Consider the following 23,445-nt stretch of genomic DNA (forward strand, 5'->3'; position numbering starts at 1 on the left):
AAATAGCCTATCTTTAGGCTAACCTCGCTTTCTTATTGACAGGCTCGGGTTGAAAAGGTCCACTGGACCTTTTCAATACTCTTTCTTATTATAACCAAAGTCGGCTAGGTCCAGCTTCTTGTCGCGCCAGTTTTTCTTGACCTTGACCCAGGTTTCGAGAAAGACCTTGTCACCCAGCATAAGCTCAATATCGCGGCGAGCCAGCTGGCCGATCTTCTTGAGCATGCTGCCCTTTTTACCGATGATAATGCCTTTTTGGCTATCGCGTTCAACCATGATAGTTGCCCGAATATGAACCTTGTCGGTTTCTTCGTCCCTTTTCATGGATTCAATAACGACAGCAACCGAATGAGGCACTTCCTGTTGGGTCAAAAGGAGAACCTTCTCACGAATCATTTCCGATACCAAGAAGCGTTCTGGGTGGTCTGTAATCTGGTCCTCTGGGAAATATTGATAGCCTTCCTCCAAATTATCCTTGAGAATCATCATGAGGGTTTCAATATTATTGCCCTGCAAGGCAGAGATTGGAACGATTTCCTTGAAGTCCATCTGGGAGCGAAAATCATCAATCTTTTCCAAAAGCTGGTCAGGGTGGACCTGGTCTATTTTATTGATGACCAAAATAACAGGAATCTTAGCAGCTTTGAGCCGCTCCATAATCATATTGTCACCCTTGCCACGTTCCTCGTCGGCTGGTACCATAAAAAGTACCGTTTCAACCTCACGGAGTGTAGAATAGGCTGACTCGACCATAAAATCACCCAAGGCCGTTTTGGGCTTGTGAATCCCCGGTGTGTCGATGAAAACAATCTGCTCTTGGTCGGTTGTGTAAATCCCCATAATCTTATTGCGAGTAGTCTGTGCCTTATCGCTCATGATGGCAATCTTTTGCCCCATGACATGATTCAAAAAGGTTGATTTGCCGACATTGGGACGACCTAAGATTGCTACAAAACCTGATTTAAATGTCATATTATTTTTAGAAATGCCAACTGCTACTTGCGTCCCCTTAGCCTTTAGCCAGAGGAGCAACTTCAAGTCCGGGACATTCCTTCCTTTCTGTCTTGTCTATAATTAGTGAAAGATGAGTTGCCAGATTTTTGGCACAAAGATGATGAGGCCTGTGACAACCGCATAGCCCGAAATCATCAGAACTGCACCAGCTGCCATATCCTTGGCATTTTTAGCCAACATGGAAAAGTGATAATTACTGGCTAGGTCAACTACATTTTCAATGGCTGAATTGATGATTTCAAAGGTGATAACCAAGAAGACTGCCAGCAAAAGTAATAGCCACTCAATGGCTGAAATGCGAAAAATCAGGCCAGCCAAGATAGCCAGAATCGCTGATACAGCGTGTTTTCGCATATTGCGCTCTTCCTTGAAGGCGGTGAGAATCCCTGTCAGGGCAAACTCTAGACTGGAGGTCAGGGTTCGGTTTTTCCATTTCTTGGGTGAATTAGTCTCGCGTAAGTCCATAGGCTGTCAAAATCTCTTCCTGTAGGGTGAACATTTCTTTTTCTTCTTCAGGGGTGTAATGGTCGTAGCCATTGATGTGCAAAAAACCATGCACGGCCAAAAAGCCCATTTCTCGCTCAAAACTGTGGCCATAACTCTCAGCCTGTTCATGAGCTTTGTCGACTGAGATGAAGAGCTCGCCAATGTAGGCATCATAATCCTCCATCACGGCTGCTAAATCAGGGTCGGTCTCCAAGTCCTCCTCAGAGAAAACGATGTCTGTTTCAGGTTTGTATTCCAGACTAACCACATCAGTTGGCCGGTCCATATCCCGATAGTCAAGATTAATCTGATGGATTTTCTCATTATCAACAAAGGTGATGGCCATCTCCTTGTTTTCCTTGCCCAATTTTTTAGCGGCAAAATTGAGCATATCCTTGATTTTATCCATCATTTCTTGTGAGACCTGCTTGGTCTCGTCTAGCATTTCAATATACATAGCTTATCCAATCTAATAATCATCTTTATTATAGCATAAAAGGCCTTAAGCATAGCTAGCTAGCTGGCAGGACTGACTAACTTAATTTTCTGAAAACCTTTTTAAAACTACCTTTCCTATGCTAAAATAAACTTATCACAAATTCACAAGGAGATCTTTATGACCTTTTCACAAAAAATTCAGGCAGCCTGTCGGGCCAAGGAAGAACTGATAGACCAGCATATGGTCCGCTATGCTGTTAAGTCCATCTTTGCTGGAGCCTTTCTGACCCTTTCCACGGGCGTTGGTGGTATTGCAGCCGATGTCATCAATCAGATTCATCCCAGCCTCGGTCGCTTCGTCTTTCCTTTCATCTTTAGCTTCGGCCTGGTCTATATTCTCTTTTTAAACTCCGAGCTAGTCACTTCAAACATGATGTACCTGACCGCTGGGGCCTACTACCGCTACATTTCCGTCAAGAAGGTCCTGAAAATTTTGGTCGTCTGCACCCTCTTCAATCTGGTCGGGGCAGCCTTGATTGCCGCCCTCTTTAATCAAAGTTTCGCCTACACCTTGGTGACCCCAAAGAGTTTCCTCGTCGGTGTCGTCCAAACCAAGCTGGCCAAGACCTCTAGCCAGATTTTCTTTGATGCCATTATTGCTAATATCTTTGTTAATATTGCCATCCTCTCCTACCTTCTAGTCAAGGACCAGACAGCCAAGACTATTCTAGTCATCTCGGCCATCTTTATGTTTGTCTTTATGAACGCAGAACACTTGGTGGCCAACTTCTCTTCCTTCCTCTTAATGGGCTTTAATTCCGTCCATCTGGATGGTTACAATCTGGCCAATATCCTGCGCCACTGGGGAATTTCCTTCATCGGAAACTGGATTGGTGGTGGCCTCCTTATCGGGGCGGCCTACGCCTTTCTCAATAAGAAGGAGAACCAGTAATACACTTCAAAAATCAAAACTATCCTACGGATAAAGTCACTCTATGATTTCTCTTTAGAGTGACTACGAAAACTACGATTGTAGTTTTCTATATCCCTGACTAATTTCATAAAAACTGTAATATTGACAGTTTTTACTCCATGTCGCATCGTTAACTCACTTTGCCGTACTTACTGAGGAAAGCGAAGCTTTCCCTCTTTCCAACCTCAAAAGGTCTCCCAGACCTTTTAAGCTACCTGCAGTTTTTGCGATGCAGAGCAAAGTTGGTCGATTTCACCAACTTTGTGAGGTTAGTAAGGGAGCTAGGCAATCGCTATAGAGATTGCCGTTAGCTATCAAGCCACTATAGTGGCTGATAGCTTCGCTCCTTGCCTCGGCTATTCTTGATTTTTATTGAGTATAAATCCCATATCATCCAATCATACCCTGAAAAGGAGCCCTCAAGACGAGAGCTCCCTTTTCTTTATGGCTAGATTTTAAGAGGAACCTTCATAGGAAGACCCCTTGGTGCTAGGAAAGCCTACTCTTCATTCTCGTAGGCCCTGATGATTTCAGCCACGACTGGGTGGCGGACCACGTCCTTGGCAGACAGGTAGACAAAGTCAATCTGACGAATATTTTTCAGCTTTTCAATGGCATCCAGTAAGCCTGAATGACTATTTCGAGGCAGGTCAATCTGACTGCTGTCCCCGTTGACAATCATCTTAGAATTAAAGCCCAGCCGAGTCAGAAACATTTTCATCTGCATAATAGTTGTGTTCTGAGCCTCATCGAGAATGACAAAGGCATCATCCAGAGTACGTCCCCGCATATAGGCCAAGGGGGCAATCTCAATGATTTCGCGCTCCATGAGCCGTGTCGTCTGATCCTTCCCCAAAATCTGATAGAGGGCATCATAGACCGGCCGCAGGTAGGGGTCAACCTTTTCCTTGAGGTCGCCTGGCAAAAAGCCAAGACTTTCGCCAGCTTCAACCGCTGGCCTAGTTAGGATAATCCGCTTAACCTGACCCCGCTTGAGGGCCGTAACCGCTAAGGTTACAGCTAGGAAGGTCTTTCCTGTCCCAGCTGGACCGATGCCAAAGACCACATCATGGTTCTTGACACTATCCACATAGACCTTCTGACCCAGGGTCTTGACCCGAATGGGCTTGCCATAATTATCCTTGATAATCTCTTCTTCATAGAGGGCGACAAACTTGTCAATGGTGCCGTTTTGAGCCATGCTCAAGGCGGTCACCACATCGGAAGTGTTAATCAGCATGCCTCGGCCCACCAGAACTAAAAGAGCCTCAATGGTCAAGCGGGCAAGCTCCAGGGATTCCTGGTCATCGCTCAAAATCTGCACCACTTCAGTTCTAGCATGGATGACCACGCCCGTATTTTCTTCAATCAATTTCAGGTGACGCTCATTGCTGCCAAAAAGGGCCATGAGGTCATCTGGATGTTTTAGGGTAATATCAACAGAATAGTCCTGCAAATAGACTACCTCTTTCTATGCTTAGTTTAGCCCCATTATAACGTATTTAAGAAGAAAAATCATGCTGGAAAAGATTCTCCAGCACGACTCCTTCTTCTTATCTGCAAATTAAAAAAGATAACTTTTTCTAATGGGCCAGATAGTCTTCCCAAATTTGGTCGAATTGGCCTAGGTTAAAGCTAAAGCTGGCCTGATCTTCCAGATAGCGGCTGACTTCTTCGAAGTCATCGGTGTGTTTTGGGAAGGTGCTATCGTTAAAGGCTAGGTCTGCCAACAGGGCTGCTGGTTCCTGGGATTTGGGATTGCGTTGCGTCATCAGCCAAGTATAAAAAGATTTTCTCATTACCAATGCTCCTTTAAAAATTGATGACGAAGCTCGCTTGAAAGAGCATAGCGTAAGGGATTCTTCTTGTAGAACTGCTGGTGGTAGCCCTCCGCTGGATAGAAGGTCTGGGCAGGTTCTATCTTAGTGACAATGGGAGCATCGAAGCGACCAGATGCCTGTAAATCAGCCTTGGAGGCCTCTGCCAGCTCTTTTTGCTGCTCATTCTCATAGAAAATGACCGGACGGTAATTGTCGCCACGATCCTGGAATTGACCAAAGGCATCGGTGGGGTCGGTCTGAGCCCAGTAAATCTCTAAGAGTTTTTGATAAGAAACCTGAGTCTCGTCATAGATGATCTCAACAGCCTCGGTATGGCCAGTCTGTCCAGTACAAACCTCTTCATAGCTAGGGTTAATGACATGACCTCCCGTATAGCCTGATAGAACTGACTGAACCCCAGGATAGGTCTCGAAGGGTTGGACCATACACCAAAAACAGCCACCCGCAAAAATTGCTCGCTCCATAATAGCACCTCCTTATGATTGTCTATTATAGCACATCCCCCAAGTAAAACTGCCTTCTAGAAATTTTGCTTATACTCTTCGAAAATCAAAATTTTCCATCGTTAACTCACCTTGCCGTACTCCACTCCAGTACTGTCTTCGGTTCGTTGCCTCGGCTAATTTCGATTTTCATTGAGTATTGCTCCCCCTTCAAGAGCGCTCGCTAACCAAATAGTAAACTCTGCAAGTGTTCAAAAAATATCCTCCTTATTTTGTTGGTCCCACAAAAAAAGCCAAGCCCGATAAGGGGCTTGACCTTGAAATTAGCTATCTTGCTTTACTTATTCGTACTCATCGTTAAGATCTTCGTCATCGTCATCTCCGTCATGATGGTCTTGATAGTGGTCACCATCGTAATCACTGTCATCATTACCGGCTTGGTCATCGGCTTGACTGGAAGTAGAGCTACTTGAGGTGCTTCCTTGAGAGCTTTGACTTGATGAGCTAGTTTCAGATGAGGGACTCGTTTGATTCGTTTGTGAAGATGAATTGGTTTGGTTAGATTGACTTGATGAATTATCGGTATCGTTATCAATTTCCAAAATGCTGCCATTTACAGCGCTAACAACACAGGAATAGCCGCATTCACCATACTTGAAATTAATCTTATAAACTGGGGAATCATCTTGTTGGTCCTGGTCGACCTTCAATTCACCAACTTGGTTTTCAGCTAAACCAGCGTTATGAAGGGCGATTTGCTTAGCCTCTTCATTTGTAACACTTGCTTGATTTTGGTTACCCGATGCTTGAGAAGATGAGCTTGATCCAGCCTGGCTAGATTGCGAGCTTGAGCTACCGGCCTGTGAGCTGGTAGCCGTGCCATTTGTTGGAACTGAACTGCTTGGTGCTGAACCCGTTGGTGTAGTCCCTCTATTTGCTTGTGAGTTTTGGGACTTATTGTCCTTTTGCGTTACCGTTCCCTTGTGAGCATCAATAGTATAGTCGTATTCCTTTTGACCTTCTTGAAATCGACAAGGTAAACTTCCTCATTTTGGTAACGAGTCTTTTCCACCTTAGTAAAGTGAGCCTGATTCTCATTTACACCACAACCCTTAAGGGCCACAGTCTTAGCCTGCTCCTGGCTGATACAATCAGCACTAGAATGGGAATTAGCAGAAACGGCAGATACACCACCAAGACCGGCTACAGCAAGACCTAGCGTTGTCAAAATAGCATAGGAGAGCTTTTTGGTTTTCATTAATTGTGTCATTTTTGTCATTGGTTTTTCTCCTTACGATTCTTACGCCACTAGCAACCCAAACCGGTTACAAGGAGCCGGCTAGCTTGTTTGTGAATGGTGCTTTACCTTCCGGATACAGCAAAGTTCCCATTCAGAAAAAACGAGGCAACCTGAGCTGACCTCGCCCCCCATTCTAACGAGGTAAAAATCTTCTGTCAAGCGCCCCCCGGCGCTTGTAATATAAGGATTAGACTTAAAAGGCAGGACTGTTGCGCCATTATTTCATGGCAGATTAGTGCCTCTATGGTCTCTAGACTATGAAAGAAATTGAAAGTAACAAAAATTTTACAGAAAGTCTCGCAACTGAAATTTATCCAAGGTCAATGGTTCACACAATTTTCATGCCACCCATTTGAAGGCTGGTCATGAGTATAAGGAGGCTAGGGTAGCGCGATGTGTCCAAGCACTTATCAGCTCCTAGATGAGAATAAAAACAGCCCAGAACCAAAACTTATTCTTCCAGACCATCCCCCTTAGCTCACAAAAAAAGAAGCCCTCAGGCTTCCTTAATCTTTATTTAGCACGACGCAGGTGACTCGTGTGTTCGCTTTTATCTTTGGACGATGGCTTGCCGTAATCACCATAGCTACCGTAACTACCATAGTTGCCGTAGTTTTCCGATTTCTCATCAACCTTATTAAGGATAACGCCCAAGAATTGAGCCCCACTCTTTTCCATCTGCTCAATGGCTTTCCGAATGAAGCGGCGACGAATGACCCCAGCCTCAGTAATCATGATAGAGGCATCACAATCCTGAGCGATGATAGCCGCATCAACGACCTTGCCAATCGGTGGTGTATCAATCAAGACATAATCATAATGTTCCCGAACCGCCTCAATCATCCGCTTGAAGTTATCGCTCTGAAAGAGGGCCGTCGGATTTGGTGGGACCTGTCCCGAAGGAATCATAGTCAGGTTAGGAACGCTGGTCCGACTGATAGTGGTCTGCAAGTCAGCATGTCCTGACAAGAAGTCGGTCAGACCCTTAAGGGGAGCATCAGGTTTAAAGCTCCCCATCATGACAGAGTTTCTGGTATCCGCATCAACCAGAAGGGTCCGGTAGCCCGCACGGGCGAAAGATACTGCCAAGCTCATGCTTGTCGTGGACTTCCCTTCTTTGGGTTGAACCGAGGTCAAAGCAATGACCTTGATGTCACTACCACTAAACTGGATATTAGCTCGGATGGAATTGTAGTATTCCTTAGCCTTATCCATCAATTTTTCTTTGTTACTAGCTAATTCTAAGTATCCCATACTTCCTCCTATAGGCTGTCGGTATTGGGAACAACCCCAAGCAAGGTGCGACCAAGTGCCTTTTCAACATCTTCACTCGTCTTGATACGATCATCAAGAGCCTCAAAAAGAATCAAAATCACAATAGCAATGAAGCCACCGGCTGCGACCCCAAGAACAAAATTCTTCTTGACACTTGGCGAGGTTGGTGACGTTGGTACCTTGGCCGTTTCTGCTGTGGTGACATCCTCAACCTTGGTAACATCCTTGATTTTTTGGATAGCAATTTCACGCACAGCATTCGCCAAACGACTGGCCTCCTGTGGGCTCTTATCCTTGACAGAAATCGTAATCAGGCGGGTATCCGTTGGCACATCAATACTAATCTTTTGAGAAAGTTCACCAGCACTAATGTCCAACTTTTCCTTGCTGACAACATCTTCCAAGACATCCTGAGACTTGATAATTTCCTTATAGTCATTAACCAAGTCGGTTCCTACTTGGATGTCCTGATAATTGATGGAATTATTGTTGCTACTATTAACCACATAGACTCGGGTGGCAGAGGTATAGGTTTTAGGAATGATAAATACACTAACAAACAGGGCCACGAAGCCAAACAGTAGGGCCACGAAAATAATTAAAAATTTTCGGTTCCATAATTTCTTAAGTAGGGCGAATACATCAATTTCAAATGATGCATTATCTGCTGAAGTCATAGGTTCTCCTTTTGATTGTGATAGTTAAGGGAGCATGATAGGCCATCATGAAAGCTTTGACCTTATTGGCCTTATCCCAGCCTAAAAATTCATGTGGGACCAAGGATTCTTAGAGAAAATTGCCAAAGTCCAATCAGCTTTCCTTAATTAGTTTTATCCTCGAGAAGGGCTTGCATATTCTCCTTGAAGAGGGCTTGAGCTCTAGCTTGGCCATAGGTCTTAGCAACTAAGTCATAGGCCTCTTTCATATAAGGGGGGCGCTTATCAAGGTTATGCATGTCGCTAGCAATACAGTGAACGAGGTCTGCTTCCAAAAAGTAGCGTCCCCTTTGCTTAAAGACCTTCTCCTTGTCGCCAAAGAGTTTGGGCTTGAGGACATGATTGCTGTTGACTTGAGTATAACAGCCCATGTTGATAATTTCCTGAACACGGTCAGGTTTATTTTCTAGGGCATTGTAGCGTTCAATATGAGCAACAAGGGGAGTGATTCCCAACATTAAGACCTTGGTCAGGGCCTGGTGGATATCTCGCCAAGGTGTTGTCATACTAAATTCAATCAAGGCATAGCGACTACCGTCCATGGTTGGAACAAGATTTTTCTCTAATTTCTGACGAAGATCTTCTGTGTAATAGAGTTCTCCCCCATAGAGAATGCTTAGGTCGGGGAATTTTTTCTCAGCCGCTTCTTTGACCTTTAAAAAGTTGGCATGAATTTTTTCCTCTGGCGTTTCAAACATATCCTTACGCCGATGCGAGGTTGAAACAAGGATCCGAACCCCCTGGCGGTAGCTCTCGGAGATTAGATTGAGGCTTTCCTCCAGGCTCTTGGGCCCATCATCCACATCAAAAACAATGTGCGAATGAATATCTATCACACTTACTTACCTCCTAAAACATCTTTAATCTTGTCAGCCGCATCGGATACGCTGGCATCATCCAGTTGCATCATGTAGAGGGAAGCTCCAGGCATGGCATAGGAAGGCAATTCTCCTGTTGAGCCTGTACCCGTAACAGCTTGGGAGCTGACCTTGAAGGAAGCTCCTGAGTCCAATTGCGTATTGGCAATAGTCATCAAATCGCTGATTGGCATATTGGTTTGGATGGAATCTTGGAGATTGTTGGCGATAGAGGAAATCTTAGAAACTGATTTCGCCGAGGCCAACTTATTGATGATGGCTGTGATGACCTTCTCTTGGTTCTTACCGCGGTCATTATCACCATTTTCTAGACTATAACGTTCACGAACAAAGGCCAGAGCACCTTGTGAATCTAAATGGACATTGCCCACTTCAAAGGTATAATCCTTGTTGGTGTGGGCGGTAAAGGCCTGGTCGTTATAAACGTCAATACCACCTAGCAGGTCAACTAACTTGAGGAAGGAGGTAAAGTTGAGGCGGGCATAATAATCAATGTTGATATTGTAAAGATTTTCTAAGGTCTTCATAGATGTCTGAACACCATAGATACCAGCGTGGGTCAGCTTATCCTTTTGGTTGTTACCTCCATCTGGGATGGTAACGTAGGCATCACGAGGGGTTGTGGTCAAGAGAACCTTGTGAGTCTTAAGGTTGATGCTGGCAATAATGTTAACATCGGATCGAGAAACTGAGTTAATCGGACCGTAGGTGTCGATACCAGAAATATAGATATTAAAGGCATTGGTATCAACCTTTTTATTGGATTCAACCTTATTAGCCGTTTGAATCTTATGGCTATAGATGGTCCTAACCTTCTTACTGAAATCCTTGTCCTGGGCTTCAATCAGACTAGAGTAGGCACTATTCAGAATAATGGCCTTGGTAGAACCGGACATCAGGTCATTATAGGCCTGGGCATAGGAATCGACATGATTGACGGTTATACTCTTGGACTTATCTGCCTTGATTTCTTTGACGAATTCATCAATATTAGTGCCATCGCTTTGGGTTGGTGCCTCGACTTCATCAATGTTTTCTAAGTCCTTAATGGAACTATCCTTGGGCACAACGATGCTCATTTCTACCTGAGAATACTTGGTGGAGTCATTAAGAGTGCCAATGAAGTTAACAAACTTATTAAAGCCAAGAAAAGTCAGGGCAGAAATCACCGTAAAAATCACTAAGAGGACACTGGTCCACATCTTGGCGCGATTCTTAACAATGAGAAAGGCCGCTAAAACAAATACTACGGCTAGGAGGACTGTAAAAATAAGGTTAAGGTATTTCGAAGCCAAAAAATTATATTTATAGGTGATAAAGAGGGTCATCGCTGAAACCGCCGTATAGAGTATAAATAATAAAATATTGACGAAATAATGCGTGCTAAAACTCTTAGACTTGGATCGATTATGTCTTGCCATCATTGCTTCTCCAGTATTATTGATTTCACGCTTTATTATACCTAATTTTTACGACAAGTCCAAGGAAGTTTAACCCATTTTTAACGTGTCTGTCATAATTTAAACAGTTAACGAAGCTCTGAAATGGCTTTAGACTAGCCATTTAGCAAGATTGGTTAGCTTCTTTTCCATTAAAAAAATATTTTCAGCTGAGTTTTTTTACAGTCAACAAATCCCAGACTAAACTCACATCGGTCGTTAATAATTTCAAGGTTTAATGGTGTTTTTCTTTATTAAACCTGTTCGAAAAAGTGCTTTTGGTCGAAATCAAACTTATTATTTTGATACTTTCTAACCTAGCAAGTTTATCAGCGACTTTTAATTGCTGATAAACTACGGTAATCGCTATGGCGATTTACCTAGCTACCTTACTAATACCATTTCCAAAATATCATCGATTTTGAAAATGTCATGTCGTTAAGTAGTGCGGACGGAAGCGACCACCTTTGGCGTTCCATTCCAACACGAAGTTAGTCCAGTCGATATTACTGGACTAGCTGAGTTAGTCAGGAAGCTAACCCATCTCAATGGAGATGGACGTTTGACATCAGACACTTTAGTGGCTTGATGTCTTTGCTTCCTGCTATTTTTTGAGCCCTTCGCTTTTACATTTTTAGGCTCAGGCAGATTTCGTCCACTGGACGAAATCTCTTCAAAAAATCCGTTATTAGCAACAAAAAGAGTTGTTGCTAATAATGCCACTACGGCGAAAGTATCACCTAGGTTCACTCTCCCTCTATAATTTAGAAAATTAAATATCCCTGTATTTTCTGCCGGAGGGAGCATTTGAGGAAAGTGAACATATCTCCAAACAAGTCCATCGATTCCAGACCTTAGTTTTAACTCGGTATTAAACTTATTGCAGACCAGTTTGGGCTGGCTGGCTCAGAGCATCCAGCTGACTTTGCAGGTCTGATTTTTTCGAGGTGGTTGTTACCTTGTCAATGGCTCCTTGGGCTAACTGGATATTGTCCGCAGTCGGATTGGCCTGGGCATTGGCCAAGGCTAGCTTAGCTGAAACAATATTAAAGCGCTCCTGATAGGCAGCCTTCTGACTTTTATTGGAAACCTGATCAATCTCATCTTGGAGACTGTCAAGCTTATCGACACTAGGATTATTTTCCAGCGCTTCTAAATCTGCTTCCACGTTCTTATTGCTTTGTGATGACGAAGAGGAACTGCTAGTGCTAGAGATATACCTTGGCGCTACCTCTACATCTCCCCCCTTAACTGGCTTATTGCTGTATTTGGTATAGACAAAGAGACCAAAAATAAGAACAAGCAGGGCAAGGCTCATTGCTAAATATAGGCTTTCACTTCTTTTAAACTTCATAAAGACCCTCTCTCTTAAAATATTGGAAGACAACTGGGATGACTAGACTTATAGCGACAAGCCAGTCCTAGCGCTTCTCTCCCTTGAATGCGACCGACTATTCATCAATCGTCTGAATAGCTTTCATTGGGCTATAAGCCCCATCTGAAAGCAGATACAAAATTTATTATAGCTTATTTCGGGAATTATTCAAGTTAGTGAGAAGAAAATGCAGAAAATTAGCATTATTTTCATTTAAGGGTCAGGGAAAATTAGAACCAAGAATCTATATCTAAGACTAAACCAAGCATTCGCCTTTACAAGGAATAGGCGCTGAATGTGGCTAGTTCCACTTATCGCGTTATGGCACGAAAAAGCTGGTGAAATGAACTTCCGCCAGCTTTTACTTTGATTTTATGAGTTTTATCCACCTAGGTAGGCCTTACGAACTTCATCGGAAGCCAGCAATTCTTGACCTGTACCTGAGAGAACAATTTTCCCAGTTTCTAGGACATAGCCCCTATCAGCGATTGACAGGGCCTTATTAGCGTTCTGCTCAATCAGGAGAACCGTGGTCCCCTGCTTTTGAATATCTTGGATGATGTCAAAGATTTCTTGGATGAAGATTGGAGCCAGTCCCATAGAAGGCTCATCGAGAAGGAGGAGCTGGGGTTGACTCATCAAGGCTCGTCCCATGGCTAACATCTGTTGCTCACCACCAGACAGGGTTGCCGCATCCTGATTCTTGCGCTCTTCCAAACGAGGGAAGCGATTAAAAACATGCTCCAAATTGGCTTGATTTTGGTCCTTGTTATTATTTAAAAAGGCACCCATTTCTAGATTTTCTAGAACGGTTAAACCAGGGAAGACATGTCGACCTTCTGGTACCTGAGCTAAACCATCTGCGACAATCTTACGAGCAGCTGTCTTTTGAATCTGGTTGCCCAAGTAGCTAATGCTACCCTCACTCGGGCGAACCAAACCTGAGATAGTCCGCAAAATTGAGGTCTTGCCAGCACCATTGGCACCAATGAGGGTGACAACCTCACCTTCATTGACTTCGAAGCTGACATTCTTGACAGCTTCGATAGCCCCATAGCTGATTGAGAGGTTTTCAATTTTTAACATAGACATTAGGCTTCACCTCCCAGATAGGCTTCGATCACTCGCTTATTGGTCTTGATTTCATCAGGTGTCCCATGGGCAATCAGCCGACCGTATTCCAGTACGTAAATCCTTTCGGTTACATCCATAACCAAACTCATATCGTGTTCAATCAGGATAACCGTGATGGCAAATTCTTCCTTAATTTTGCGAATCAAGGCTGTCAATTCCGCTGTTTCTTGAGGGTTCATCCCTGCAGCTGGTTCATCTAGGAAAAGAATTTTTGGCTCAGTAGCTAGGGCCCGAACAATTTCCAAACGGCGTTGTTGGCCATAAGGAAGATTCTTAGCAAGGGTATCGGCATCTTGGCCCAAGTCAAAGATTTTCAAGAGTTCCAGAGCCTTAGCCTTGAGCTCTTTTTCACTTTGATAATACTTGGGTAAACGCAAGAATGAGGCCAAGAGGTGAGCACTATGGCGATTGGCAAAACCAATCAGAACATTGTCCAGAACCGTCATTTCCTTAAAGAGGCGGATATTTTGGAAGGTCCGAGAGAGGCCTAAAGAAGCAATCTTATGAGGAGCCTTGCCATTGAGAAGGGTGCCATCTAGTGTGACTGTCCCTTCACTTGGAACGTAAACACCTGTTAAGAGGTTGAAAAGGGTGGTTTTCCCAGCCCCATTGGGACCAATCAAACCGACCAGTTCTCCCTTGTTGAGTTCCAGAGAAACATCACCAACGGCTGTCAGACCACCGAAATTTTTGGTTAAGTTTTTAACTTCAAGAAGTGCCATTAGTTCTTACCCTCCTTATTCTTGTTGAAAAATCTTGATAGGGTAAATTCCTTGGTTCCCAAAAGTCCACCAGGACGGAAGATCATGACCAAAATCAGGGCCAATGAATAGATAATCATCCGCAATTCTGAGAAATTTTGCAGGAACATATTGAGGATACCAAGAACAACACCAGCAATAATAGTACCAGTAATGGAACCCAGCCCTCCCATAACGGCGATAATCAGGTAGTCAATGGATTTCATGATGGTGAAATCTTTTGGTACGACTGTCCCTATATAGCTGACATAGAGAGAACCGGCGATGGCTGAGATAACAGCCCCCATAACAAAGACCAAAACCTTCTGGCGAGTCAGGTTAACCCCCATGGACTCAGCTGCAATTTCATCCTCACGAACTGCAATAATTTGCCGGCCGGTTGATGACCGTAGGAAGTTAAGAACCAGAATGGTAATGACCACTACAAAGACAAAGATGACCTGCCAAGTAGTGTAGGGCAGAATTCCTGTCAGACCAGCAGCACCATTAGTAAGGGTCCCACCATTAACGATGATGATGCGAATAATTTCAGCCATACCAAGGGTTGCGATAGCCAGGTAGTCTCCTTTAAGTCGCAGGGTTGGGACACCAAAGATGATAGCGACCAGGGCTGCGATAAGAGCCCCCAAGAGCATAGACCAGTAAAAGCCATCATAGGTAGGATAGTATTGGGTAACAATAGCCGAAGCATAGGCCCCGATGGCCATGAAACCAGCTTGACCCAGGGTAAACTGACCAGAAAAACCAAGAACCAAATTGGTTCCCAAGCCCATAAGGATGGAAATTCCAATTCCCATTAGGATTTGAATATAGTAGAGGTTTAGAAGACCTGTGCTAGCTAAGACTTGGAGAATGGCGTAGATGACTGCGACAATAGCAAGCCATGTCAGATTTAATTTTAAATTCTTTTTCATGTCCTACACCTTCTCTTTCACGTTTTTACCGAGGATACCTGCTGGACGGACCAGGAGGATAACAATCAAGACGGCATAAACGATAGCATCACGGTAGGTTGATAGACCAAGGGCATTGGATAGGGTTTCCAAGATACCGATGACAAAGCCACCGATAGCCGCACCTGGGATAAGACCGATACCACCCAGAACGGCAGCGACAAAGGCCTTAATCCCTGGTGTCATCCCCATAAGCGGGTCAATCGAATTATAGTAGAGGGCAATGAGGACCCCTGCTGCACCAGCCAGGGCGGAACCTAGGGCAAAGGTGAAGCTGATGGTAGAGTCAACATTGATCCCCATCAGTTGAGCGGCATCGCTATCAACAGAGACTGCCCGCATGGCTTTCCCCATCTTGGTCTGTTTGACAATCAATTGGAGACCAATCATGAGAACGATAGCCACGGCCAAAATCAGGAGCTGAATATTGGTAATGGTCACAGGTCCCAAATCAAAGCTATGCATCTTGATAGCCTGTGGGAAAGAGCGCTTATTCGAGCCAAAGAAGAAGACCATGGTGTATTCCAAGAGGAAGGAGACCCCGATAGCCGTAATCAAGGCTGAAATCCGAGTCGAATTTCTCAAAGGTCGATAGGCCAAGAACTCAATCACCATTCCCAAAATAGCGGTAAGGACCATTGAGAAAATCAGAGCAATCCAGAAATTCAGGTGTAAACCATTAATGGCCCAGTAGCCAATAAAGGCCCCCATCATGAAGATGTCCCCGTGGGCAAAGTTAATCAATTTAATAATCCCATAAACCATGGTATATCCTAGGGCCAAAAGGGCATAGATACTTCCTAGGATAATCCCATTTACCAGTTGTTGGGGAAGTTGTGCTAACATAAAATACCAAACTTTCTTTGTTTTTATCTTGTCAAGAAAACTTCTACTACTTCTTAATCGTTACGGTATCAGCAGAGGTTTCGACACCATTGTCTAACTTAACCATAACCGCTGATTTAATCGGATTATGAAGGTTATCAATGGTCATCTCACCCGTTACGCCAACAAAGTTCTTGAGTTTCGCTAAATTATCAGCGAGCTCAATCGAATTCTTGGCTCCCTTGGCAGCTGCTGCAATCATATAAACAGAATCATAGGAAAGGGCTGAGAACTGGTTAGGCTCATTGCCATATTTCTTCTGATAAGCCTTGATAAAATCTCTAGCCTTAGCTGAGAGGTCTGCCTTGGTCGAGTAACCCGAAACGTAGTAAACATTGCTGGCATCCTTCTTGCCGGCCAAATCAATAAAGGTCTTGTCACTAAAGCCATCAGGGCCTAGGATTGGTTTGTCAATTCCCTTATCCCTAGCCTGTTTAGTAATCAGGCCAGTTTCGGTATAGTAACCTGGCATAACAATTAAGTCATAATCCTTATCCTTGATAGCTGTCAAGGCTGATTGGAAGTCTGTATCGTTGGCCACAAAGGTTTGGGTCGAAACAATTTGTCCCTTGTAGCTCTTCTTGAACTGGTCAGCAATACCCTTGGCATAGTCACTAGAATTGTCGTAGAAAAGTACAACCTTTTTGGCCTGCATATTTTCAGAAGCATATTGGGCCAGGACCTTCCCTTGGAAGCTATCCCTAAAGGTGGTCCTAAAGACAAAGCGCTTAGCCTTATCCTTACCACTAGTAGAATCAACCGTCAAGTCGTCCTGGGTACCAGAAGGGGACAAGAGAGGTACTCCTGTCTTTTGGGCATTCAAGGAAGCTGCAGATACGGCACCAGAGGTGGCAGGGCCAATGATGGCATTAACCTGATTTTGTACCGCCAAATTGGTTGCAGCCGTTGAACTTTCGGCATTATCAGACTTGTTGTCCTTGGTAACCAATTCCAACTTTTTACCATCAACACCGCCAGCCTTATTGATTTCATCAACCGCCAGCTTGATTCCCTTATTTTCAGCCGTTCCATAGGCAGAAACCGCACCGGTCAACTCCATGTCGACACCAATTTTTATGGTATTTCCGATTTTTGTTCCCTGAGCATTGCTGGTAACATCGGGTGACTTACCACAGGCCACCAAGGTTACGGCAGCCAGCAGGGCCATACCAGTTGCGATAATCTTTTTACGCATCCGATTATTCTCCTCATCTTCATTTTAAAAAGTCGGCTGGGAAGCAAATCCCTAATTTCTACCGCTTTTTAAGGCTACTGAATAGAATACAGAATTATCAGATAATTGTCAAGGGTATTTACCTGCTAGCTAAATGCAGTGGTTTTCATCTACCTTGCTTTGGACTTTAATCTGGCTAGAACGTATGAATTAGCGCCTGCAAATTAAAAAATCAGAACTTAATCAGATTCCAACTTCTGTTGATTTAGCGTCTTTTTCAAGACTTTTTCTACTTTCAAGAAACCTAAAGAGGTCTTGAAACTTGGCCTAGGATACAGAAGGTTTTAGCAGACCTCATCAGCTTTCAAGAGGCTAAGGACAATAATACTAATTAGTGCTATTTAGATAGCATTAGAAAAAGCTAGGCAAAAATAAAGAAAGAGTCTTCAAGTGCCTAGCTTTGATTTCGATTAATTAATTTCTGGCTGGTCTTCTCGAAAAAGACTACCAACAAAATCCTGATTAATATCGTCCAGATGGGAAGGACGAACTCGCTTGACAAACTTTAACTTCTTTAATGCCTCGAGGGTCTCTGCTTGCTTTTGCGCATCTAGATAAAGTTGGACATAGCGAAAACGGCGTGAGTGATAAATCATATCTCCATAGCGATTTAACTTGCGGGCATCCCGATTGTAATAGAGATAAACGATGATTCCGACACGTTTTTGTTTTTCAAACATGCTTGTTTAGCTTATCCTTTCTAATTGAACTGGCCTAGGGCTTTGACTCTATTCTTGGGCATCCTCACGAATATTTTCCCCTCGTCCTTGTCCGTGCTTGTGACGACGAGGAGCCAAAGGAAGCCCTGTATCAACAAAAATATCAGAGGAGACACTTTCAGCCAACTGCCTGGTAATCTCGGCCAAAAGGCTCTGCAGGATTACCTCTGCTAGCCGAAAGTCCTGCATGGTCTGAGTCATATCAATCTGGCGTTTTAATCGTAAAATCTGACGGCGAAGCTGGGAAACCTCTGGCCGATACTTGGCAAATTCCTTTTGGTCCTCATAGCTGGCCTGCAATTCTTGAAACTGGGCCAGCTGGTCTTGCAAGTCCTGGTCTGCCATCAAACTGACTTGCTTGGCTTGATAGTCCTGGACCTGAGGACTAGCAAGAATCGCCTCAACTAGTTGCTCAATGGCATCATCAATGGCCAAGAGCTCCTCATTAATTTCTAACATTCTTCTATTATAGCATATTGCAAAGCCGGCCCCTTTCTGGCCGGCTTTTCGAGCTAATCGGTTTCGGTTGTATGACGGACGTATCTTAGTAAAAGAGGCGTAGAGAGAGCATCATCCAAAATCTTCAAATTCTAGGATTCTTGTAAATTTAAGGCACTATTTTTTAAAGTGACCGAACTAAAATCCATTTTCGCGTATGAACTTTTCGGAACCAAATGCTCTAGTGTGTTCGGAAGTTATGTCCAAAACTACTAGCTGCAAGGGGCACAGTAAGCTCACTAATTCGTCCAATGAATATACCCTTTCAATCATACCATCAAGTTTTCTTTTAATATATCCCTTTTTCAGTAAATCTGAATCATTATAAGCATCGTAAAAGATGCCTCCCTTGCGTACTGCCAGAAAAAGAAATGAACCTTCAGGTCTTAGAACTCTATTGATCTCAGAAAAATAGCTTTCCCGCCCTTTTTTACTCACAATAAATGTAATTGGTGACATAATGTCAAAAATACAATCAAAATAGTTATCTGGGAAAGGTAAACCTTTGCTGACATCACATTCTTTCAATTCAAGCAGTCCTTGACCAATTGGTTCACTCAAAAAGTCAGAAGCTTTTTCAATAGCTGTTTGAGTTAAATCTACCCCGTAGTAGTAATCAGAAAAGTTATTATCAATCAAATATCTAAGATTTCTACCAAAACCACAACCGATTTCTAATGTGCGATTTATTGGTTCTTTTTGAAAGATTTTATCTTTTAAAGAATAGATTCTTTTTATGGCATAATTTGGCTCATTTCTAATCCTCCTGTTTTGGGATTCTTTATGTAATGATTGCCACTTATTGTCATTTGAAGCATACATAACCATTAAACTCCCCATATCTCATTACTGTAGTAACATGCGAGAAACCTGCACCAGACAAGAGATGTCGATTCTCAGAATGTGTATTAGTCACCATCGCGCCTTCTAAACTGAATTGTTTTGATAATACTTCCTCAGGAGAAAATCCATGATCTATTTTAAATTTCATATATGAAGAAGTTATCAATTTGTATATTTTAGGATCTAAAGGTAGTTCTTTTTCAAATAAGATGAAACCACCCCCCAGGAATTAATGCATCGTAAATTTTTTCGATGACAGCTTTACGATTTGAGATTGGGATAAATTGCAGGAAATAGTAACCTACAAGTAACCTACAATCAGACTAGCAGGTAAAAGATTAACATTTTCAATGGTATCATTAACAAATTTTATTTCTTTATCACATTTTTTCTGAGCAAGGTCAATCATTTCTTTTACAGGTTCAACACCATAAAAGGTTACATTTTTCTTACTGTCATGGCGTTCACACAACTTATTGATTAATGTCCCTGTGGAGCTTCCAACCTCATAGTAATTACTGCCCTCTTTTAAGAAAAAATCACTCAAGTAACAAATAAACTCGTGACCTTCTTCATATAATGGAACAGATAGTTTTACATGATTATCAAAATGTTTTGCCACTCCATTATAAAAAGTCCACTGATGACTATCATTTATGTCTATATCATTTCCAACATCCATTGGAATCCTCCTAAGCAACTAGACTTAAATAGAACCCATTAAATATTAAGTGAGGCTCGCAAAATAATTTAGGGTCCTAATCAATTGAGCAGTAAAACTCATTTCGTTATCATACCAAGCAACAGTCTTAACAAGATAGTTTCTTCCGTCCGTCGTAACTTCTGTTTGAGTTGCATCGAAAATTGAACCATGTGTATCACCTATGATATCACTTGAAACAATCAAATCTTCATTGTAAGCAAAACTTTCATTTTGCGCAGCCTTCATCGCAGCATTCACTTCGTCAACCGTTACTGGCTTTTTCACAACACTTACAAGTTCCGTTAATGAACCTGTCGGGGTAGTAACCCGTTGAGCATGACCTTTTAATAGGCCATCCAATTCTGGAATTACAAGTCCAATTGCCTTGGCTGCTCCAGATGAAGTGGGCACTGTATTTACTGCAGCTGCCCGTGCTCGACGAAAATCTCCTTTACGATGTGGTGCATCAAGAGTCATTTGATCTCCTGTATAGCTATGGATAGTTGTCATTGTACCTACTGCAATTCCAAACGCTTTATTAAGTGTATCAGCCATTGGTGCAAGGCAGTTCGTAGTACATGAACCTGGCGAAATTACTGTTTCCTTTCCTGTTAAAGTTTCGTGATTTACATTAAATACTACCGTTTTAACATCATTTCCACCAGGAGCAGTAATAATTACTTTCTTAGCCCCACCATTAGCGTGAAGGTGCTTTTCAGCTTTTTCTTTACTTGCAAAGAATCCTGTCGCTTCAAGTACAATATCAACTCCATAGGAAGCCCAATCAATCTTTTCAGGATTAGGTTCACTGGTTACTTTAATAAACTTACCATTGACGACAAATCCACCTTCTTTAACATCAACTGTACCATCAAACCTTCCTTGGGTACTATCATATTTTAAAAGGTGGGCTAACATTTTTGAATCTGTTAAATCATTGACATGTGTCACTTCAATATTATTTAGTGTTTGAATTCGGCGAAGTGCTAAACGACCAATACGACCAAACCCATTAATTCCAACTTTAACAACCATTGTACTTACCTCCTAGATTTTTCTATACAATTTCACGAGTGGAAGGATTACTCGAAATCCCTTGTCTTAATATTTTTTTGCCCACTCTTTAGCAGTGAAAAGGGAGTGATCCCTATAATTTCCGCATTGCTTTTCAGAAACTCCTGGTACATTTTTCCATTGAAAACTATCACTCACCAATTCTTCCAAAGCATTTTTTATCACTAATGCTATCTCTTTCGATGAGTGGTCACCCCATATGATTAAATGGAAACCTGTTCGACAACCAAAGAGAGAAAAATCGATCATCCCAACAATGCGGTCTCGAATAAGGCTCGCAAGCGAATGTTCAATAGTATGGATGCCAGCTGTCGGAATCGCATTTTGATTAGGCTGAACAAATCTTACATCAAAATTACTAATGGAATCACCATTTTTTCCAACTTGTGCATCAATCTTTCGAACATAAGGAGCAAGAACTTTAGTATGATCTAGCTCAAAACTTTCTACTTTTGCCAATTAACTACCTCCTATATATTTGAACTTTTATTTACTAAAATCAATGAAGTTATTACTAAAAGTCCACCAACTACTACACTCAATGTAAAGTGGTCATGCAAACCGATAACAGAGAAAATTGTAGAAAATAGTGGAACTAAAAATAAGAAGCTACTGGCAACCGTGGCACCACCTTGTTTAAGACTATAAAACCAAAGGCCAAATGAGCCGATAGAGGCTGGCAAAACAAGCCAGACAAAGCAAAACCATCCTACTGCATTAATAAGTGCAAAATTGTAGGTCTCCTGAAGCGCTAGTGAAACCAAGTACATTGCTATACCACCTATAAGAAGTTGCCAGCCAGTAAATACCCATGAACCCTTATCGAATGGAATTTTCTTAGTAATAACAGTATTGATTGCCCAACAAATAGAACCAAGGAGGGCAATAAAAGAACCTATACTGATTGCTGATTTGTCTACACCTAAGCACAAAATGACACCTAATAGACCCAAAATAAGGGATAATATCTTCCATTTATTTAGTCTATCATTTAGCAAAAAGTGAGCAAAAAGCGCTAGCCACAAGGGATTCGTAAACAAAATAATTGAGGACATTGACGATGAAAGCCCTTTTGCCATAGAAAGATTTAAAAATCCCATTGTTCCGGCTGTTTGCAATAGTCCGATACTTATAACTAATAAAATTCCTTTTTTTATACTTCCTTTGCTTCTAGGTATTATTTCAGATATTCCTTTTGTTAAAATTGTGAATACTAACATTAGGAGACCTGCAATAATAAAACGCCAACTTCCAATTAGAAAGGGAGGAGCACGATTAATAGAAATCAAATATTTCCCAGTTGGAAAAGACGAACCCATAAATATAGTCGTCAATATAATACTAAATAAGAACGAGTTCTTAGATGATACTTTAAAAACCACTAGTTTTCCTCCCATCTTTACAATCCATTATCAAAAAGATATAATAAGAGAAAATAATTGCTCCTATTAGAGATATTTTATATCTCTAATAGAGAGTATATTACTATTGGAGGTAAATGTCAATATGAAACTATCATCTGGTTGGGAACAATCTGTTTATGTTTTGCTAATACTTTCACAATTACCTGATAAGCAGACAATGAATTCCCAATTGCTAAGCGAAAGGTTAGGAACATCCCACTCATACTTAAAAAAAATCATAAAACTGCTAGTTAATGAAGGATTAATTACTTCGGTTCCAGGAAAATTTGGTGGATTTTCTTTAGCGAAGCCATTAAAAGAAATTACTTTTTATGATGTATTTGTAGCAATTGAGGGAAGGGGAAAAATATTTGCTAGTCAACAATTATTGAAAAAATTCCTAGGTGAAAATGAAGGTAAAAAAGCTCAAAAATGTGCGGTTACAGACTCGCTTGATGCAATTGAGGATACATTGGTTACGACACTTTCTTCAATTACTCTAGCTCAGGTCTTCGACCAAATAAGCTCAAATTATAGCTTGGCAGAATTAAGAGATTGGGTGAAAATAAATGCCTAACATAAGTAATATAGCGGTTTGATTTAGGAATCGGATTAGGCAAGCTTCAAAACAGTCTAGCAGACTGTTTGAGGCTGGGGATAGAGAAAACTCTGCCTTCTACTCGGTTCATCAAGACGCGTTAACGATGGCCTAACCTAAATTCCAATTGCTATATCTTCCAATTATCTTTTCTCTATTTGCCCAAAAATTGATTCATATTTGTGGGAATATTTCCAATTCCGTCCATTGCATTTACTTATATATTCTTACAAAAGAACAACAGGGTCAGCGAGCTTCTATATCTTCAATTAAAGAGTTACCTTAAAAATTATTTTTGTAAAGTAATATTAAAACCTTAGTCTTTTTCAAAGCCCTCAGCGAAGCCAATGCCTCTTATAGGGATGCTGTGGCTGCCTATAACAAGTTCGAAGGTACAATTAAGAAGTCAATTCATTGAGAGATGTCTCTTGATTAATAAAGAAGCAAATCAAAACCACCAGC

At 42.1% G+C, this 23,445-nt stretch carries 24 protein-coding genes and 2 pseudogenes; 2 read left to right on the forward strand and 24 right to left on the reverse strand.

What is annotated here, in order from left to right:
- Positions 1-72: 72 nt before the first annotated feature.
- From era to ybeY, 3 genes are all read right to left on the reverse strand, one after another.
- A complete protein-coding gene (gene era, locus DYE66_RS10310) occupies positions 73-972 on the reverse strand; it encodes a GTPase Era (RefSeq protein WP_044123753.1) in 900 nt (299 codons plus the stop codon).
- A gap of 102 nt (positions 973-1,074) precedes the next feature.
- The gene (gene dagK, locus DYE66_RS10315; RefSeq protein ID WP_002997108.1) at positions 1,075-1,479 is read right to left on the reverse strand and encodes a diacylglycerol kinase; all 405 of its coding nucleotides are present in this window, start codon (positions 1,477-1,479) and stop codon (positions 1,075-1,077) included.
- Positions 1,460-1,957: an rRNA maturation RNase YbeY gene (ybeY, locus tag DYE66_RS10320; RefSeq protein ID WP_002997264.1), complete on the reverse strand. Its 498-nt coding sequence runs from the start codon at positions 1,955-1,957 to the stop codon at positions 1,460-1,462. The genes dagK and ybeY overlap by 20 nt, the downstream gene beginning before the upstream one ends.
- Positions 1,958-2,116: 159 nt before the next feature.
- Between ybeY and DYE66_RS10325 the strand changes: the two genes are divergently transcribed.
- Positions 2,117-2,890, forward strand: a complete 774-nt coding sequence (locus DYE66_RS10325) for a formate/nitrite transporter family protein (RefSeq protein ID WP_002996989.1) — start codon at positions 2,117-2,119, stop codon at positions 2,888-2,890.
- Positions 2,891-3,410: 520 nt separating this feature from the next.
- Here DYE66_RS10325 and DYE66_RS10330 read toward each other — a convergent pair.
- From DYE66_RS10330 to DYE66_RS10435, 21 genes and pseudogenes are all read right to left on the reverse strand, one after another.
- A complete protein-coding gene (locus DYE66_RS10330; RefSeq protein ID WP_002997187.1) occupies positions 3,411-4,367 on the reverse strand; it encodes a PhoH family protein in 957 nt (318 codons plus the stop codon).
- A 127-nt stretch (positions 4,368-4,494) separates the two neighbouring features.
- Positions 4,495-4,710 (reverse strand): YozE family protein, encoded by a 216-nt coding sequence (locus DYE66_RS10335; protein WP_002996462.1) that lies wholly within the window; start codon positions 4,708-4,710, stop codon positions 4,495-4,497.
- Positions 4,710-5,216, reverse strand: coding sequence for a peptide-methionine (S)-S-oxide reductase MsrA (gene msrA / locus DYE66_RS10340; RefSeq protein ID WP_002996784.1), 507 nt, complete (start codon positions 5,214-5,216; stop codon positions 4,710-4,712). The genes DYE66_RS10335 and msrA overlap by 1 nt, the downstream gene beginning before the upstream one ends.
- Before the next feature lie 320 nt (positions 5,217-5,536).
- Positions 5,537-6,465: pseudogene (locus DYE66_RS10345) on the reverse strand (PepSY domain-containing protein).
- A 543-nt stretch (positions 6,466-7,008) separates the two neighbouring features.
- Positions 7,009-7,749, reverse strand: a complete 741-nt coding sequence (locus tag DYE66_RS10350; RefSeq protein ID WP_002997080.1) for a tyrosine-protein kinase — start codon at positions 7,747-7,749, stop codon at positions 7,009-7,011.
- Between the two features lie 8 nt (positions 7,750-7,757).
- Positions 7,758-8,447 (reverse strand): Wzz/FepE/Etk N-terminal domain-containing protein, encoded by a 690-nt coding sequence (locus tag DYE66_RS10355; RefSeq protein ID WP_002996568.1) that lies wholly within the window; start codon positions 8,445-8,447, stop codon positions 7,758-7,760.
- Positions 8,448-8,590: 143 nt separating this feature from the next.
- Complete coding sequence (gene cps4B / locus DYE66_RS10360) at positions 8,591-9,322, reverse strand: capsular polysaccharide biosynthesis protein Cps4B (RefSeq protein WP_002996906.1); 732 nt, start codon at positions 9,320-9,322, stop codon at positions 8,591-8,593.
- Positions 9,323-9,324: 2 nt separating this feature from the next.
- Positions 9,325-10,785, reverse strand: coding sequence for an LCP family glycopolymer transferase CpsA (gene cpsA / locus DYE66_RS10365; RefSeq protein WP_032800083.1), 1,461 nt, complete (start codon positions 10,783-10,785; stop codon positions 9,325-9,327).
- Between the two features lie 895 nt (positions 10,786-11,680).
- Positions 11,681-12,157, reverse strand: a complete 477-nt coding sequence (locus DYE66_RS10375; protein ID WP_002996707.1) for a hypothetical protein — start codon at positions 12,155-12,157, stop codon at positions 11,681-11,683.
- Between the two features lie 402 nt (positions 12,158-12,559).
- Positions 12,560-13,270 carry an ABC transporter ATP-binding protein gene (locus tag DYE66_RS10380; RefSeq protein WP_002996978.1) on the reverse strand — a complete coding sequence of 237 codons (711 nt, stop codon included), beginning with the start codon at positions 13,268-13,270 and terminating at the stop codon, positions 12,560-12,562.
- Positions 13,270-14,034, reverse strand: coding sequence for an ABC transporter ATP-binding protein (locus DYE66_RS10385; RefSeq protein WP_002997388.1), 765 nt, complete (start codon positions 14,032-14,034; stop codon positions 13,270-13,272). The genes DYE66_RS10380 and DYE66_RS10385 overlap by 1 nt, the downstream gene beginning before the upstream one ends.
- Positions 14,034-14,987: a branched-chain amino acid ABC transporter permease gene (locus tag DYE66_RS10390; RefSeq protein ID WP_002996565.1), complete on the reverse strand. Its 954-nt coding sequence runs from the start codon at positions 14,985-14,987 to the stop codon at positions 14,034-14,036. The genes DYE66_RS10385 and DYE66_RS10390 overlap by 1 nt, the downstream gene beginning before the upstream one ends.
- 3 nt (positions 14,988-14,990) lie before the next feature.
- The gene (locus DYE66_RS10395) at positions 14,991-15,872 is read right to left on the reverse strand and encodes a branched-chain amino acid ABC transporter permease (protein ID WP_002996578.1); all 882 of its coding nucleotides are present in this window, start codon (positions 15,870-15,872) and stop codon (positions 14,991-14,993) included.
- A gap of 46 nt (positions 15,873-15,918) precedes the next feature.
- Complete coding sequence (locus DYE66_RS10400; RefSeq protein WP_019783052.1) at positions 15,919-17,106, reverse strand: ABC transporter substrate-binding protein; 1,188 nt, start codon at positions 17,104-17,106, stop codon at positions 15,919-15,921.
- Positions 17,107-17,555: 449 nt separating this feature from the next.
- The gene (locus tag DYE66_RS10405) at positions 17,556-17,825 is read right to left on the reverse strand and encodes a DUF2129 domain-containing protein (protein WP_002996460.1); all 270 of its coding nucleotides are present in this window, start codon (positions 17,823-17,825) and stop codon (positions 17,556-17,558) included.
- Between the two features lie 48 nt (positions 17,826-17,873).
- A complete protein-coding gene (locus DYE66_RS10410) occupies positions 17,874-18,323 on the reverse strand; it encodes a YlbF/YmcA family competence regulator (protein ID WP_115325175.1) in 450 nt (149 codons plus the stop codon).
- A gap of 177 nt (positions 18,324-18,500) precedes the next feature.
- Entirely contained in the window at positions 18,501-19,190 is a 690-nt protein-coding gene (locus tag DYE66_RS10415; RefSeq protein ID WP_115325176.1) for a methyltransferase domain-containing protein, read from the reverse strand.
- Between the two features lie 316 nt (positions 19,191-19,506).
- Positions 19,507-19,887, reverse strand: a complete 381-nt coding sequence (locus DYE66_RS10420) for a class I SAM-dependent methyltransferase (RefSeq protein ID WP_002997418.1) — start codon at positions 19,885-19,887, stop codon at positions 19,507-19,509.
- Between the two features lie 45 nt (positions 19,888-19,932).
- Positions 19,933-20,943 (reverse strand): type I glyceraldehyde-3-phosphate dehydrogenase, encoded by a 1,011-nt coding sequence (gap, locus tag DYE66_RS10425; protein ID WP_002996474.1) that lies wholly within the window; start codon positions 20,941-20,943, stop codon positions 19,933-19,935.
- 22 nt (positions 20,944-20,965) lie between these two features.
- A pseudogene (locus DYE66_RS10430) lies at positions 20,966-21,441 on the reverse strand (S-ribosylhomocysteine lyase).
- A gap of 11 nt (positions 21,442-21,452) precedes the next feature.
- Entirely contained in the window at positions 21,453-22,364 is a 912-nt protein-coding gene (locus DYE66_RS10435) for a DMT family transporter (RefSeq protein WP_019769164.1), read from the reverse strand.
- 124 nt (positions 22,365-22,488) lie between these two features.
- Between DYE66_RS10435 and DYE66_RS10440 the strand changes: the two genes are divergently transcribed.
- Positions 22,489-22,962 (forward strand): RrF2 family transcriptional regulator, encoded by a 474-nt coding sequence (locus DYE66_RS10440; protein WP_019769165.1) that lies wholly within the window; start codon positions 22,489-22,491, stop codon positions 22,960-22,962.
- Positions 22,963-23,445 lie beyond the last annotated feature (483 nt).

It is taken from the genome of Streptococcus downei MFe28, from assembly GCF_900459175.1.
Lineage (GTDB): Bacteria > Bacillota > Bacilli > Lactobacillales > Streptococcaceae > Streptococcus > Streptococcus downei.

What these genes read in the sequence shown, in the direction of transcription:
- era (WP_044123753.1), bottom strand. Translation starts at nt 972, where the DNA reads ATGACATTTAAATCAGGTTTTGTAGCAATCTTAGGTCGTCCCAATGTC.
- dagK (WP_002997108.1), bottom strand. Translation starts at nt 1,479, where the DNA reads ATGGACTTACGCGAGACTAATTCACCCAAGAAATGGAAAAACCGAACC.
- ybeY (WP_002997264.1), bottom strand. Translation starts at nt 1,957, where the DNA reads ATGTATATTGAAATGCTAGACGAGACCAAGCAGGTCTCACAAGAAATG.
- DYE66_RS10325 (WP_002996989.1), top strand. Translation starts at nt 2,117, where the DNA reads ATGACCTTTTCACAAAAAATTCAGGCAGCCTGTCGGGCCAAGGAAGAA.
- DYE66_RS10335 (WP_002996462.1), bottom strand. Translation starts at nt 4,710, where the DNA reads ATGAGAAAATCTTTTTATACTTGGCTGATGACGCAACGCAATCCCAAA.
- msrA (WP_002996784.1), bottom strand. Translation starts at nt 5,216, where the DNA reads ATGGAGCGAGCAATTTTTGCGGGTGGCTGTTTTTGGTGTATGGTCCAA.
- DYE66_RS10350 (WP_002997080.1), bottom strand. Translation starts at nt 7,749, where the DNA reads ATGGGATACTTAGAATTAGCTAGTAACAAAGAAAAATTGATGGATAAG.
- DYE66_RS10355 (WP_002996568.1), bottom strand. Translation starts at nt 8,447, where the DNA reads ATGACTTCAGCAGATAATGCATCATTTGAAATTGATGTATTCGCCCTA.
- cpsA (WP_032800083.1), bottom strand. Translation starts at nt 10,785, where the DNA reads ATGGCAAGACATAATCGATCCAAGTCTAAGAGTTTTAGCACGCATTAT.
- DYE66_RS10375 (WP_002996707.1), bottom strand. Translation starts at nt 12,157, where the DNA reads ATGAAGTTTAAAAGAAGTGAAAGCCTATATTTAGCAATGAGCCTTGCC.
- DYE66_RS10380 (WP_002996978.1), bottom strand. Translation starts at nt 13,270, where the DNA reads ATGTCTATGTTAAAAATTGAAAACCTCTCAATCAGCTATGGGGCTATC.
- DYE66_RS10385 (WP_002997388.1), bottom strand. Translation starts at nt 14,034, where the DNA reads ATGGCACTTCTTGAAGTTAAAAACTTAACCAAAAATTTCGGTGGTCTG.
- DYE66_RS10390 (WP_002996565.1), bottom strand. Translation starts at nt 14,987, where the DNA reads ATGAAAAAGAATTTAAAATTAAATCTGACATGGCTTGCTATTGTCGCA.
- DYE66_RS10395 (WP_002996578.1), bottom strand. Translation starts at nt 15,872, where the DNA reads ATGTTAGCACAACTTCCCCAACAACTGGTAAATGGGATTATCCTAGGA.
- DYE66_RS10400 (WP_019783052.1), bottom strand. Translation starts at nt 17,106, where the DNA reads ATGCGTAAAAAGATTATCGCAACTGGTATGGCCCTGCTGGCTGCCGTA.
- DYE66_RS10405 (WP_002996460.1), bottom strand. Translation starts at nt 17,825, where the DNA reads ATGTTTGAAAAACAAAAACGTGTCGGAATCATCGTTTATCTCTATTAC.
- DYE66_RS10410 (WP_115325175.1), bottom strand. Translation starts at nt 18,323, where the DNA reads ATGTTAGAAATTAATGAGGAGCTCTTGGCCATTGATGATGCCATTGAG.
- DYE66_RS10415 (WP_115325176.1), bottom strand. Translation starts at nt 19,190, where the DNA reads ATGGTTATGTATGCTTCAAATGACAATAAGTGGCAATCATTACATAAA.
- DYE66_RS10420 (WP_002997418.1), bottom strand. Translation starts at nt 19,887, where the DNA reads ATGGATGTTGGAAATGATATAGACATAAATGATAGTCATCAGTGGACT.
- gap (WP_002996474.1), bottom strand. Translation starts at nt 20,943, where the DNA reads ATGGTTGTTAAAGTTGGAATTAATGGGTTTGGTCGTATTGGTCGTTTA.
- DYE66_RS10440 (WP_019769165.1), top strand. Translation starts at nt 22,489, where the DNA reads ATGAAACTATCATCTGGTTGGGAACAATCTGTTTATGTTTTGCTAATA.